The organism is Paenisporosarcina sp. P4_B8 (assembly GCF_056402175.1).
In genome coordinates, this window is sequence record NZ_JBFUHX010000001.1 from 174,204 (window position 1) to 188,104 (window position 13,901).

General features: G+C 43.1%; 10 protein-coding genes. 8 read left to right on the top strand and 2 right to left on the bottom strand.

Annotated features, from left to right (window positions below; translation table 11 throughout):
• Window positions 1-223 precede the first annotated feature (223 nt).
• Window positions 224-1,420, top strand: coding sequence for an MFS transporter (locus AC1DSK_RS00890; RefSeq protein WP_477546192.1), 1,197 nt, complete (start codon window positions 224-226; stop codon window positions 1,418-1,420).
• Between the two features lie 229 nt (window positions 1,421-1,649).
• On the opposite strand, the gene AC1DSK_RS00895 is transcribed toward AC1DSK_RS00890, so the two are convergent.
• Window positions 1,650-2,447 carry a TIGR00266 family protein gene (locus tag AC1DSK_RS00895; RefSeq protein WP_016428387.1) on the bottom strand — a complete coding sequence of 266 codons (798 nt, stop codon included), beginning with the start codon at window positions 2,445-2,447 and terminating at the stop codon, window positions 1,650-1,652.
• A gap of 177 nt (window positions 2,448-2,624) precedes the next feature.
• On the opposite strand from AC1DSK_RS00895, the gene AC1DSK_RS00900 reads away from it, so the two are divergent.
• The 7 genes from AC1DSK_RS00900 to AC1DSK_RS00930 all read left to right on the top strand — a co-directional run bounded on the left by AC1DSK_RS00900 (window position 2,625) and on the right by AC1DSK_RS00930 (window position 11,929).
• Entirely contained in the window at window positions 2,625-4,100 is a 1,476-nt protein-coding gene (locus AC1DSK_RS00900) for an aldehyde dehydrogenase family protein (RefSeq protein WP_477546193.1), read from the top strand.
• 72 nt (window positions 4,101-4,172) lie between these two features.
• Complete coding sequence (locus tag AC1DSK_RS00905; RefSeq protein WP_477546194.1) at window positions 4,173-5,345, top strand: saccharopine dehydrogenase family protein; 1,173 nt, start codon at window positions 4,173-4,175, stop codon at window positions 5,343-5,345.
• 15 nt (window positions 5,346-5,360) lie between these two features.
• Window positions 5,361-6,560 carry an acyl-CoA dehydrogenase family protein gene (locus tag AC1DSK_RS00910; protein ID WP_477546195.1) on the top strand — a complete coding sequence of 400 codons (1,200 nt, stop codon included), beginning with the start codon at window positions 5,361-5,363 and terminating at the stop codon, window positions 6,558-6,560.
• Window positions 6,561-6,606: 46 nt separating this feature from the next.
• Window positions 6,607-6,738 carry an RAxF-45 family protein gene (locus tag AC1DSK_RS00915; RefSeq protein WP_477598003.1) on the top strand — a complete coding sequence of 44 codons (132 nt, stop codon included), beginning with the start codon at window positions 6,607-6,609 and terminating at the stop codon, window positions 6,736-6,738.
• Between the two features lie 246 nt (window positions 6,739-6,984).
• Window positions 6,985-8,853, top strand: a complete 1,869-nt coding sequence (abc-f, locus tag AC1DSK_RS00920; protein ID WP_477546197.1) for a ribosomal protection-like ABC-F family protein — start codon at window positions 6,985-6,987, stop codon at window positions 8,851-8,853.
• Between the two features lie 20 nt (window positions 8,854-8,873).
• Window positions 8,874-9,398, top strand: a complete 525-nt coding sequence (locus tag AC1DSK_RS00925) for a hypothetical protein (protein WP_477546198.1) — start codon at window positions 8,874-8,876, stop codon at window positions 9,396-9,398.
• A 377-nt stretch (window positions 9,399-9,775) separates the two neighbouring features.
• Window positions 9,776-11,929 carry a beta-propeller domain-containing protein gene (locus AC1DSK_RS00930; RefSeq protein WP_477546199.1) on the top strand — a complete coding sequence of 718 codons (2,154 nt, stop codon included), beginning with the start codon at window positions 9,776-9,778 and terminating at the stop codon, window positions 11,927-11,929.
• 29 nt (window positions 11,930-11,958) lie between these two features.
• Here the strand turns inward: AC1DSK_RS00930 and ade are convergent, their stop codons facing one another.
• Window positions 11,959-13,731: an adenine deaminase gene (gene ade / locus AC1DSK_RS00935; protein WP_477546200.1), complete on the bottom strand. Its 1,773-nt coding sequence runs from the start codon at window positions 13,729-13,731 to the stop codon at window positions 11,959-11,961.
• Window positions 13,732-13,901: the final 170 nt, after the last annotated feature.

Below are 13,901 nucleotides of genomic sequence, written 5' to 3' on the forward strand. Positions count from 1 at the left end.
AAAACTCTGATTAATTTACCCACACCAAATCCGCTCTTTTGTATTAAAAAAACCATGACAATATTCTGAATAGAAATTATAATGAATAAAGTTTTAGAAAGGGAGAGATAGCATATGAAACGAACAACATTGGCTTCAGCATACAAATTGGAGGGCATGTTGGGATAAAATGTGAACTCCGATTTGATTTTAACCCAAATCAAAAAATCGGAGGAAATTAGAATTGAGTATACAAAATTTTTATTACACTTTAACAAGTTCACGGTCGTTTTTCATTCAGATGGTGTTCACATTAAATGCCATTTACTATGTAACTCAAGCGGAATTGAATGCTTTGCAACTCGTATTGATCGGTACGATTATGGAAGTGTCTGTTTTGCTGTTTGAAATGCCCACAGGTTTATTTGCGGATCACTTCGGACGGAAAAGGTCGCTTGCTTTCGGAACACTCGTCATCGGGTTAGCACATGTTTTGGAAGGCAGTACGCCTGAGTTTTGGGCAATTGCGGTAGCTTCTGCGATGTGGGGAATCGGCTGGACATTCATCAGCGGGGCGGAACAAGCTTGGATTGCTGATGAACTGAACGCTAAAAGTTTGGAAAAGACGTTCTTACGTGGATCGCAGTTTTCATCCTTGGCTCGCTTTGCGGCGATTCTGGCAAGTGTGACAATCGCAGCGATTTGGTCCGTACAAATTGCAATTATTGTTGCGGGAATCATGCTCATTGTCATGGCGGTATGGGCTTTCATCAAGCTGCCTGAAACAAAGTTTGTTAGAGTTACTCGTGAAAAAGGTGTCTCGGGTGTCACGCATATGGTGAACGCCATCAAAGCTGGTGTTTCTCAAATTCGCGGGAACACCGTGTTGGTCAGTATTGCGATGGTAACCTTGTTTTGGGGGCTCGCCAGCGAAGGCTTCGATCGTTTGTATGGCGCACATTTCATTGTAGACTACCAGTTGTCGGAAAGTGAGACCGTTTATTGGTTCGGTACATTTTATGCGGTCGCGTTTTTACTGAATATCGTGGTCCTTCGTTTCGTCGAGAGACACGTCAAAGGACGTTATGCACATGTATTATTGATTACTAACACCGTGTTGATTGCAACGATGATTGCGTTCGCTTGGACCGGTCATTTCTGGGTGGCTGTAGCCATGTATTGGGTGACAAGTGCACTGAGAAACGTAAACTATCCATTGATGAGCATCGTTACAAATAAACGCATAGAATCAAAAGGGCGTGCCACAACACTTTCCATGTTTGGACAGCTTGATGCATTCGGACAGATTGCCGGTGGACCACTCGTCGGCATGCTGGCATTGTACACGTCCATTGCAGGAGGGATTACTTCTTCTGCGTCGTTAATCCTGCCGGTGCTTTATTTCTTATGGCGGATGAAAAGGAAAATGAAAGTTTCATAGATTGATTAAGTGCCTGGTGCGAATACGTATCAGGTTTTTTATTTTACAGCGAAGCATAAAGAGCAAATCAGAATGTAGATATATGGGGAAATACTGGTGAAAGGGAATAACCCACGTCTGAAGCGGAATAAAGTGAGCACGAAAAGGAATAATTCAAAATGCAAGGGAATAAATGACGCAACCACAAAAAAACAATGCACCATTAAAGGCACACTGTCATTAACTTTATTTATTTCCCGCCTAATATATCAAATAGCCCGCCTGCCAAGCTACCTTCACCTTTTGAGCTGCCGCCAGGAATTTGTGGGGCTGCTGCAAAGACTCGGCTTGCCAATCGACTGAATGGCAACGATTGTATCCATACGGTTCCTGGTCCACGCAATGTAGCGAAGAACAATCCTTCTCCGCCGAACAACGCCGTTTTTACGCCCGGCACCATTTCAATGTTGTAATCAACTTCCTTGGTCATTGCCACTAAACATCCTGTATCGACACGTAACACTTCGCCAGGTTGTAAGTGTTTCTTATGAATAGTACCTCCAGCATGAACGAATGCGAGTCCGTCACCTTCAAGTTTTTGCATGATAAAGCCTTCACCACCAAAGAAACCAGTCCCAAGTTTACGTTGGAATTCAACGCCGACCGATACGCCTTTAGCCGCTGCCAGGAACGCATCTTTTTGACAAATGATTTTGCCGCCCATTTCACTCAAATCCATTGGAATGATTTTTCCTGGATATGGGGAAGCGAAATACACATGTTTTTTGCCAGATCCGTTATTAGTGAATGTCGTCATGAATAAACTTTCTCCTGTAAGCATACGCTTACCGGCACCCATCAGTTTGCCCATGATTCCTCCTCCTCCTGAAGAAGAGCCATCTCCGAAAATAGTTTCCATAGAGATGCCGTCTTCCATCATCATTAAGCTGCCTGCTTCTGCAACAACCGTTTCTTTTGGATCGAGTTCTACTTCCACAAACTGCATATCGTCACCGTGTAATTTGTAATCAATTTCATGGTTGTTCATGCGTCACATTCCTCCAGTAATTTAAATCTACTCATTCATACGCTTCTCGCAACAAAAAGTTTCATCATACGTCACTATTTATAAATAATCCGTTTTTTCAAAAAATTGAAAGGTTTAAACGACCATGTGTCGAATAAGTAAAGTGAAAGCGTTCTCAAATCGAAAGGGGTAAGGTACATGCAATTGAACAATTACATCGGTGGAAAGTGGCAGGAAGCTGGAGATGCAAAGTACGTTCCTGTGACTAACCCTGCTAATGGAGAAGAGTTAGCGCAAGTGCGATTATCAACTAAAGAAGATGTGGATTCAGCTGTCTCGGCAGCAAAGGAAGCGCAGAAAAAATGGGCGCTGGTCCCTGCACCGAAGCGGGCAGATTATTTATATGAAATTGGACGTATTATGAAAGAAAAGAAAGAGCATCTTGCACAAGTGTTGACGAAAGAAATGGGAAAAGTCATTGAAGAAGGTCGCGGAGAAGTGCAGGAAGGAATCGATATGGCATTCTACATGGCAGGTGAAGGCCGCCGTTTGTTCGGCGAAACGACGCCATCGGAACTAGCTGATAAGTTTGCGATGAGCGTACGTGCTCCAATCGGTGTGGTTGGACTCATTACGCCTTGGAACTTCCCAGTTGCGATTGCCACGTGGAAATCATTCCCTGCGATTGTTGCTGGCAATACGTTTTTATGGAAGCCAGCAACCGAAACACCGATGATGGCTTATGAAATGGCGAAAGTATTTGAAGAAGCAGGACTACCTGCAGGCGTTGCGAACATTGTATTCGGATCAGGGGCAGATGTTGGAACTGCGATGATCGAACATCCGGACGTGAAAGTCATTTCATTTACTGGGTCGACTGAGACAGGTCGTTCAGTTGCTGAACGTGGCGGTCGTCATTTGAAAAAAGTATCACTTGAAATGGGTGGTAAAAATGCCGTCATCGTCATGGACGACGCAGATCTTGGATTGGCGGTTGAAGGGATTTTATGGAGTGCTTTCGGAACAGCAGGTCAGCGTTGTACAGCATGCAGTCGCGTCATTGTGCATAGAGATGTGAAAGAAGAACTTGAAACGCGTCTTCAGGAAGCGATGAAAGGTTTGGCTATCGGTGACGGTATGGACGAATCCGTAAAAATAGGTCCAGTCATTAACAAAAAAGCACTGGAAAAAATCCATAATTACGTCCAAATCGGAAAAGAAGACGGTGCTACATTGCTAGCGGGTGGAGAGATTCTATCTGATGGTGATTTGGCAAACGGAAACTACTATGCACCGACTCTATTCACAAACGTTGCGAGAGATAGTCGCATTGCACAGGAAGAAATTTTTGGCCCGGTCGTTTCACTGATTGAGGTTTCGAGTTTAGACGAAGCAATTGAAGTGAACAACAGCGTGTCATTCGGTTTATCCAGTAGTATTTTCTCGCGTGACGTCAACACTGTTTTCAAGGCACAGCGTGATCTGGATACAGGGATTGTGTATGTAAATGCCGGAACTACTGGTGCTGAAATTCATTTGCCATTCGGCGGGACAAAAGGGACGGGTAACGGACACCGTGACTCCGGCGTGGCAGCACTTGACGTTTATACAGAATGGAAGAGCATTTATGTCGACTTCAGCGGTAAGTTACAACGAGCTCAAATTGATAATTAAGTAGTTTTGAATGAAAGACTGTCAGCATCACATATACATGCAAAGAAAACGTTTTACAAAGGGGATGTAAGAATGAAGGTTGTTGTATTAGGTGCAGGATTAATGGGGAAAGAAGCGGCGCGTGATTTAGTCAGAAGCGAAAACGTCGAAAAAGTGTTTTTAGCAGACGTGCATGTGGAGCAAGTGCAGGCTTTTAAGGAGAAAATTCAATCCGATAAAATAGAAGCAGTTCGGTTAGATGCCAATGATGATGCGCAATTGAAAGAAGTCATGAGCAAAGGCGACGTTGTCATTAACGCATTATTTTATTCATTCAACGAAAAAGTTGCGCGTACAGCGGTTGAAGTGGGCGTTCATTCAGTGGATCTAGGAGGTCACATTGGAGGAGCGACGGATGCGGTGTTAAGTTTGGCTGCTGAAGCACAAGCGAAAGGCATTACTCTCATTCCAGACTTAGGGGTAGCTCCAGGAATGATCAATATTTTATCTGGATATGGTGCAAGCAAGTTAGATGAAGTCAAATCGATCAAACTCTATGTAGGTGGGATTCCAGTTGAACCGGAAGGTCCATTGAAATACAACATCGTCTTTTCATTGGACGGGGTGATGGACCATTATACGGACACATCCCTCGTTGTCCGAAATGGTGAATTGCTCGAAGTGCCATCCCTTTCCGAAATAGAGCCGATTTATTTTGATGAATTCGGTGAACTGGAAGCTTTCCATACATCAGGTGGAACTTCTACATTGACAAAAACGTTTCCGAACGTGGAAACACTCGAATATAAAACAATACGTTACCCAGGCCACGCAGAAAAATTCAAAGTATTGGTGGATCTAGGCTTAACAAATAAAGCGACAAAAGTTGAAGTGGATGGAAAAACAATCAGTACGCGTGAAGTGCTGAAAGCCGCTTTGACGCCTGGTTTATTACTTGGTGATAAACAAGATGCCGTACTGTTGCGTGTAATTGTGTCCGGTGACAAAGATGGGGAACTAGTTAAATATGCATACGAACTCGTGACGAAGAAAGATATGACGGATCAAGTAACAGCAATGGCGCGTGCAACGGCAAACACGATTTCAATTGTTGCACAGATGATCGGCAATGGGGAAATCACAAAACGAGGCGTATACGCACCTGAACAAATTGTGCCTGGCGATACCTACATTAATGAAATGAAAAAACGAGGCGTACAAATTCAAGAATCAATACAACAATCAACTACGGTTGGTAACGGATAACAGGAGGCACTCATCATGAACTTCGAATTTTCGGAAGAACAACAATTACTTCGTAAAACGATCCGCCAATATGTGGATGCAGAAATTATTCCCCATATCGCTGAGTGGGATGCAACGGGTGGATTTGATCAAAACGTATGGAAAAGATTAGCGGAACTAGGTTTCATGGGCGTTTGTGTCCCTGAAGCATACGGTGGAAGTGGCATGGACTACAATTCACTTGCAATCATTTGCGAAGAATTGGAACGGGGAGATACGGCGTTTCGTACAGCTGTCTCCGTGCATATTGGATTGAACTCCATGACGTTAATGCAGTGGGGCACAGAGGAACAAAAGCAAAAGTATTTGGTACCGCAAGCGAAAGGTGAAAAAATCGGCGCTTTCGGTCTTACGGAACCGGGCGCTGGTTCGGACGTAGCCGCAATGGCAACAACAGCAACTCGCGACGGGGAAGATTACGTTTTAAAAGGTCAAAAAACTTGGATTTCCCTTTGTGATAAAGCGGACCATTTCATCGTTTTTGCATATACTGATAAATCGAAGAAACACCACGGTATCAGTGCGTTTATTGTGGAACGCACGATGGAAGGCTTCAGTTCGAAAGCGATTAAAGGGAAGTACGGCATTCGAGCAGGAAATACGGGAGAAATTTTCTTTGATGATATTCGAGTGCCGGCTACAAACCGTTTAGGGGAAGAAGGCGAAGGGTTTAAAATTGCCATGTCGGCTTTGGATAACGGAAGATTTACAGTTGCTGCAGGCGCTGCAGGTTTAATCATGGCGTGTATTGAAGCAAGTGTGAAATATTGTAACGAGCGCGAAACGTTCGGCAAGCCAATTGGTAAACACCAATTGGTACAGCAAATGGTTGCGAAAATGGAAGCTGGCCTTCAAATGAGCCGACTCCTTGTCTACCGTGTTGGTGAACTGAAAAATAAAGGCGTGCGTAATACGCGTGAGACTTCATTAGCGAAATGGCAAGCATGTGATTTTGCGAACCAAGCAGCAGATGACGCTGTGCAAATTCACGGTGCGTATGGCTATTCGGATGAATATCCAGTCGCAAGATACTTGCGCAACTCAAAAGCACCGGTTATTTACGAAGGAACGCGCGAGATCCATACAATTATGCAAGCGGAATATGTACTTGGGTATCGTGAAGATAAAAAATTATCGAACATGCTGCCAAAATGGCCATTTGAAATCAATAAATAAATATGATAGAATATTCTCAACTTGAATGAACGGAGGTGAAGAAAGAATGAAGAACGCTGTGAATGCACGTGGTTATATACTGGAATTTTTATCCACATCATGTGCGATTACTCATGAAATTTCTAACAACGGGACAGGTCTGTCCAATTTTAGGGAATTACATGCACATCACAGCTGACAAGACATTCTTTCTTCTCCATATGGAAAAGCGCAAAGCGCCGCTCTAGCCCAACACCGGCGCTGTTCGGTTGAAAGGCAATTGCCTTTCTGACCCCTTTTAAGGGGCACGCGGGCTGGCGCTTGGAGCCAGACATCGAGAAAAGACTGCTTGCTTTTCAGGCAGTCTTTTTTTGTACGCAAAAATAAATCGACTGCAAATGAAGAATGGATTGCTTCCAGCTGAAATCGAAAGGAAGCGGAAAATATGATATGTACAATTCAGGAAATCAGTAAAATGCTAGGTGGAAACATCATTTTTGAGGACTTATCACTGGCAATCAAAACAGGTGATAAATTAGCCGTTGTAGGACGTAACGGTACAGGGAAAACTACATTATTTAAATTGTTAGCTGGTGTAGAAAGTCCTGATTCGGGAAGCATTCATTTCAAAAAAGGAAATCGGATTGGCTACTTGGCCCAGATTCCTTCCTACTCAGAGGAAGTGACGGGGCTCGATGTTCTGACAATGGCCTTTGAAGAACTGCTCAAGATGCAAACGCAAATGACGGATCTTGAAATGAAAATGGCTAGCGCAACGCCTGAAGAAATGGAACGATTGCTTCGTCAATATGGAAATATCCAGGAACAATTCACGCTACGTGACGGATATTCGTATGAATCGGAAATTGATAAGGTCATACAGGGTCTGCAATTGGAAAGCTTTGTTGATCGGTCATTCCCATCGTTGAGTGGTGGGGAACAAACAAAAATCATGCTCGGTCAATTACTACTGACGAAACCAGATTTATTGTTACTCGATGAACCGACGAACCATTTGGATTTGTTTGCCGTGGAATGGCTTGAACAGTATTTGGTTGATTATGAAGGTACGGTCGTCATCATTTCGCATGACCGTTACTTCCTGGATCAGGTCGTTACGAAAGTTGCGGATCTCGAAGAAGGCGAATTGATTTTATATCATGGCAATTATTCATCGTTTGCCATCCAAAAAGAAGAACGCATCATGCGGGAGTTTCAGGAATACGAGGAACAGCAGAAAAAAATCAAGAAAATGCGCGAAGCCATCAAGCGCCTAAAACTTTGGGCAAATGAAGCAGTTCCGCCGAATGCTGCTTTGCACCGTCGTGCACGCAATATGGAAAGGGCTTTGGAACGTATGGAGAAAGTACGGAAGCCGCTGATTGATCCGAAAAAAATGACTCTATCATTTGAAGCAGCTCCACGAAGTGGCAAGGAAGTGGTGGTCATGGAACAAGTGTACAAATCTTTCGGCGACAATGTGTTGCTTGCAGGAGCTGACTTTAATGTTAGGTGGAAAGAACGCGTTGCAATCGTCGGTCGAAACGGAACTGGCAAGTCCACCATTCTGAAATTACTGCGGGGAGAACTCGAAGTCGATGCAGGCACCGCACGTCTTGGCAGTAATGTGCGAGTGGGATTCCTGTCTCAACATTTCGAGATTGCCAACCCGAAAGCGCGCCTCATTGATGTCTTCCGAGCGGAAGTCAATGTATTTGAAGGCGAAGCGCGCCACATTCTCGCGAAGTTTATGTTCTATGGACCCGACGTTTTCAAACGGGTTGGAGATTTAAGTGGAGGAGAACGGATGCGATTGCGTCTTGCGCAACTCATGCATCAGGACATCAATTTATTGATGCTTGATGAACCAACAAACCATTTGGATATCGATTCGCGAGAAGTGCTCGAAGAAGCACTCGAAGATTTCCAAGGGACCATAGTGGCTGTCTCCCACGATCGCTACTTCCTGAATAAACTTTTCCCTCGCACCGCTTGGCTGGATCGGGGAACATTCATTACCTTCGAAGGAGCCTATGAATGGGCACGTTCGAAATGGGCAGAACGTCAGACCTCGCTTGAAAAAGAAGAACCGGTCAAAAAGGAAGAACGAGTCAAAACTATCCGTGAACGGGAGGAACAACCTCGTTCTTTTGAAAAGGAAATTGCCGATGTCGAAGAAGAACTGGCGACTCTCACTGTTCAAATTGAAGCTGAAGCGGATTGGCAAGAATACGAAAATTTATTAGTGATAAAGAAATCACTAGAAGAACGTTTGGAAGAACTAATGGCGGATTGGTTTAAATACGAGGCGTGAATTAAAAGAGAAGGGAAAGAGTGAGTCAGATGAAATATGGATGTGTCTTGTTTTTGCTTACATGTTGTTTCGTACTGACTGGATGTTCTTCAGCTGCCACTAAAGTTGATCTTACTTCATCAAGCAAAGCAAGTGAGGATGCATTCATATTGGAGTTGACTTCAATTGCCAAACAGTACAAAGAACATGAAAAAGATTCAATTACTGCCCGGCTTAAATATACTGGGCCGGATAATGAAGTAAGGATTTCGCATGGTGGTTTTTCGCCAATCGAATTCTCGGTAAAGGAATTGAACAAAATTAAAGACATAGGCGGAGTTTCTCAGACTATATTAAGCTTCACAACTTTAAAAAAGGATGAGTGGCTAGAAGTTCCTTTTTCGAAGTCCGGGGAAATAACGAAGGATGAATTCATAAAAGAGTATTTCAACAAAGATGGTTTCCCAAAGGGTAAATACGAAATCACCGCAACCACTGATTTTGAAGTCGAGCAGACCGGAGCCAATGTAAAGTTAAAGACAGTTATTGTAATAGAAGTGAACTAAAGAAACGGAATCGCCTTCAGCGGTTCCGTTTTTGTTTCGCTTACTGGTCAATTAAATTGTTTAGAAAACATGAATTTTAGATAAGCGATGCCGAATACTTGATATCCGATTGCGAAATCCAGATAACCTTCCCCGAAATGAAGATATCCATCCGTGAATCCTCGATATCCCCCTACGGATTCTCGATAAATCCCCTACCCAGCCCTCCTCAGAATAAATAACAATCTTTCCCCGTCGAGTATCTAGCTTGTCCTAATTGCAAGACTTGCGTTATGCGATTTAATAAGAAATTCTTTAAATAAATTATTTTCAGAATAATTGAAACTAAATAACACTTTATCGGTCTAATGAAATAACTAGCTTAAAAAAGAGGAGAGATGGTATTGAAAAAAAGAAGTGTTTGGCTCGTGGTCGCTGCTGTGATTGCGGGAATAGTCCTATCGTTTGCGTTTTATATTGATAAAGTGACAGTCAGTGCTTCATCGATTGCGTTGTCTGAGCAAGGGTGGAAAGCAAATTTTTCGGAGCCGTTAAAAGCTTCAGCCATATCGGATGGAACGATTTATTTGGTTGATCAGCAAGGAAAGAAAACGAATGCGAAATTGCAGCTTACACAAAACGGTCATTCAGTTAAAGTGTCCGAAATCAAACCGGGTTCGTATATATTGCACATCAAGAAGGAAGCTATTCAAGGCGGATTCTTCAAATCCATGTCGACCAGTAAATTATCGTTTACTGTTCACAAAGATTTGCAAACTGTAAAATCGGAAAAGCAATTGAAAGATTACTTCGCTAAGTTAAAGAAACAAATGAGTCAGATGTATTCTGATTCAAGGGAAGAGTCAGCTGAAAGCGAAAAGTCGATGAATTCAAGCAGTGGAGGAGAAGCTGACCACTCGGAAACGAACAATCAAGTGGAAGGCGTAGATGAATCGGATATGGTGAAGACAGACGGGAAATTTATTTACTCTATATTAAATGGACGTGTAATCGTAACGGATATTCAAAATCCTGCAAACATGAAGAAAATAGCTGAACTGTCATTCGATGCAGAGTTCTATCCATCACAGTTATTCTTACATGAAAATACATTGATTGTGCTTGGAGATCGGCATGTACCATATGATTATGAGGAAACATCAGGAGAAGTCTCCAGTAAAATGATGATGCCTGTTAACAGTTCCACAAATGTACGTTTCTATGATGTGAAAAATGCGAAGAATCCGAAACTGATACGGGAAATCGGTGCGGAAGGATACTTGAACGGGGCTAGAAAAACAGGAGACATGTTGTATTTCGTGACCAATGTGATGCCAAACTTCTGGGCAATGGAAGGGGCAAAAGATGTAGAGTTGCGTCCTTATACATTTGACAGTAAGAAAAAGGATAAAGTATCATCCATGCCGCTTTCTGATTTATCCATCTTGCCGGGAACACTGGAGGGGACGTATAGCGTCATTACAGCTATGAATCTTGAGAATCCAGAGCAATCCCAAGTTGTAACGAAAGGGTATCTGGGCGGAAGCAATGCCATGTATATGTCTAAAGAGGCGTTGTATTTAACTGCACCTATCTATGTCCCTTCAAAGAATAGTGATAACAATAATGCCATTGATCGAATTTGGAATCCCCAGGAAACCAATACGGAAATATTCAAATTCAATTTAGATGGTACTAAAGTTGAGTTTGTATCATCTGGAGAAGTGACGGGCATGCTCCTAAATCAGTTTTCGATGGATGAGCATGAAGGTTATTTCCGTGTCGTCACTACGAAAGGCTTTGCGTGGAATACGGATGAACTTTCTGAGAACAATCTATATATTCTAGATGCCGGTATGAAAAAAGTGGGTTCCATCGAGGGACTTGCGAAAGGGGAGCGCATTTACTCAGCTCGTTTTATGGGAGACAAAGCGTATATGGTGACATTTAAAGAAACTGATCCGCTATTTGTGATGGATGTCTCTAATCCATCGGCGCCAAAAGTACTAGGGGAGTTGAAAATTCCAGGTTTCAGTAATTACTTGCACCCATTGGACGAAAATCATCTAATCGGTTTCGGTTACGATACAAAAACGATTCCAGGCGAAAATGGCAGTCAACCTCGAATCATTACTGGCGGCATGAAAATCTCATTATTTGACGTTACAGATTTTGCTAATCCGAAAGAAAAAGACGTAGAAATTTTGGGTGGTCAAGGCACTTACAGCCCATTGCAATACGATCACAAGGCATTATTCCAACACCGAGGAAAAGGTTTATACGGTTTTCCTGTGACGTTGTATCAGGGTACTAATAAGGATGGATACGGGCAGTATGCAGGCGAAGGTGCAATGATGTATGAAATAACGGCTGAAGAAGGAATCCAGCAAGTGGCCAACATGATTAAATCATCCAAGCAACAAAACGAAGATTGGGAGCAGCTCGTTCAACGGATGATTTATGCCGGAGATACACTTTATACTATTTCAATGAAAGAAACGAAGAGTTATGATTTAAATACGTTTAAAGAGATTGGTGTAGTCACATATTAATAACAAGGCAGGCCACTAACGCGATTCGCTTAGTGGTCTGCTTTTTCGTTCGTATTCGCGTCAATTCCGATATGCTGGAATGTAGTGACATCGAATAATCCCGTATCAGTTAATTTAAGTGATGGAATGACTGGCAAACTTAGAAATGATAAGGTCAAAAACAAATGAAAATCGAGCTTCGGATGAATGGTATGGATTGCTTCATGCAAGTTTGCCAGTGATCGTACTGCTTCCTCGAGAGGAACTTTCGTCATCAATCCGGCTATAGGCAATGCAAGCGAAGCCATGATTTGACCATCATGGACAACGACCAATCCACCCTGCATATCCTGCAACGCCTGTACAGCCGCAATCATGTCTTCATCATTCGTACCCAGAACAATCGCATTGTGCGAATCGTGAGCAATGGTGGTCGCGACTGCTCCTTTTTTTAGGCCGAAGCCCTTCACAATACCCAATCCAATGGTGTGTAATTGATGATGCCGTTCAATTACAGCTAGTTTCAATTGATCCCGTTCCATGTTTTGCACGAATGCGCCATCTATAGTTTCAACTTTTTCAACCACTTTGTTGGTAACAATCTGGTCTGGTATGATTTCCATAATATTCGCTTTGGCACCTTGCGGGAGCGGGATAGCCAAATCTTCGACCGTCAAAGTAGGCAAATGAACGGAATGGCGAATTCGAACGGTACAATCCGTTTGAGTTTCAGTAGCGTTTATCATGCGGCCATGCTCCGCCACCTTGACTCCTTTCTTGAATACAGCAGCTACTTTGAAAAGTTCAAGATGATCGAGCAATAGAAAATCTGCTTCGAATCCCGCTGCCAATGCTCCTTTTTGAGACAAACCATAACATTCCGCAGCATTCAGTGTGGCCAATTGAATCGCTTGAAGAGGTTCCATTCCAGCTTTAATGGAGAGACGTATAGCATGATCGATGCTGCCTTCTTCCACCAGTTCATCCAGGTGTTTGTCGTCTGTACAAAATAAAAATCTTCTTGCATTGTGAGGTGTTACCGCAGGAAGCAAATCATGTAGATTCTTCGCAGCAGAGCCTTCACGTATCAACACATACATGCCTTGGGTAATGCGGTCACGTGCTTCATCCGCTGTCACACATTCATGGTCTGTCTGAATGCCGGCTGCGCGATATCCTCGAATCTGTTCGCGTTGCAATCCCGCTCCATGCCCATCAATTCGAAGACCCGCTTCCTTGGTCATCAGGAGCTTTGAAAGCATGCCTTCGTCTCCGCTCAAAACCGCTGGATAATCCATTACTTCTGCAAGTCCGAGTACGGAAGGGTGGGAGAGGAGCGGTCGTAAATCTTCTGCCTCCAGTCTTGCACCTGCATGTTCAAAGGATGTGGAGGGTACACTTGAAGGGAGCATGACAAAAATATCCATTGGGCTTCTTTCTGCATCCTTCAGCATGAATTGGATGCCCTCAACTCCTGCAACATTTGCAATTTCATGTGGATCGGTTACAACAGTTGTTACGCCGTGGGGCAATAAAACATCACCAAAAGCAGATGGGGTGAGCATCGACGATTCAATATGGATATGTCCGTCAATCAATCCGGGTACGACATAGCGTCCCCCTGCATCCATTTCTTCAATGGCTTCAAATGAGCGAGTGGAATCAATCGCGACAATAAAGCCATCCGAGACAACGATATCTGCGTTCGCCCAAATAAGTGAAAATACATCCGCTACACGCGCATTGCGCAAAATGAAATCAGCAGGCTGTTTTTGTTGGGATACCGCGATGATTTTTTTGAGTGTATCGATTGAACCTTGCATGAAATTTCCCCCTTTATGAAAAGAATTTACTTATAGGTATTGTACTGTCGTATATACGAAATGAATAGTTTATAGAACCGGAAAAGTGAATATGTAATGGATGGCTACTCACGTTTATATCATTGTACTCGGTATGAGCAATAGATTCATGTAAAGTACCAACAATATTT

Coding starts and splice junctions, on each gene's coding strand:
- AC1DSK_RS00895 (WP_016428387.1), bottom strand. CDS start 2,447: ATGAACAACCATGAAATTGATTACAAATTACACGGTGACGATATGCAG.
- AC1DSK_RS00900 (WP_477546193.1), top strand. CDS start 2,625: ATGCAATTGAACAATTACATCGGTGGAAAGTGGCAGGAAGCTGGAGAT.
- AC1DSK_RS00905 (WP_477546194.1), top strand. CDS start 4,173: ATGAAGGTTGTTGTATTAGGTGCAGGATTAATGGGGAAAGAAGCGGCG.
- AC1DSK_RS00910 (WP_477546195.1), top strand. CDS start 5,361: ATGAACTTCGAATTTTCGGAAGAACAACAATTACTTCGTAAAACGATC.
- AC1DSK_RS00915 (WP_477598003.1), top strand. CDS start 6,607: ATGAAGAACGCTGTGAATGCACGTGGTTATATACTGGAATTTTTATCC.
- abc-f (WP_477546197.1), top strand. CDS start 6,985: ATGATATGTACAATTCAGGAAATCAGTAAAATGCTAGGTGGAAACATC.
- AC1DSK_RS00930 (WP_477546199.1), top strand. CDS start 9,776: ATGGTATTGAAAAAAAGAAGTGTTTGGCTCGTGGTCGCTGCTGTGATT.
- ade (WP_477546200.1), bottom strand. CDS start 13,731: ATGCAAGGTTCAATCGATACACTCAAAAAAATCATCGCGGTATCCCAA.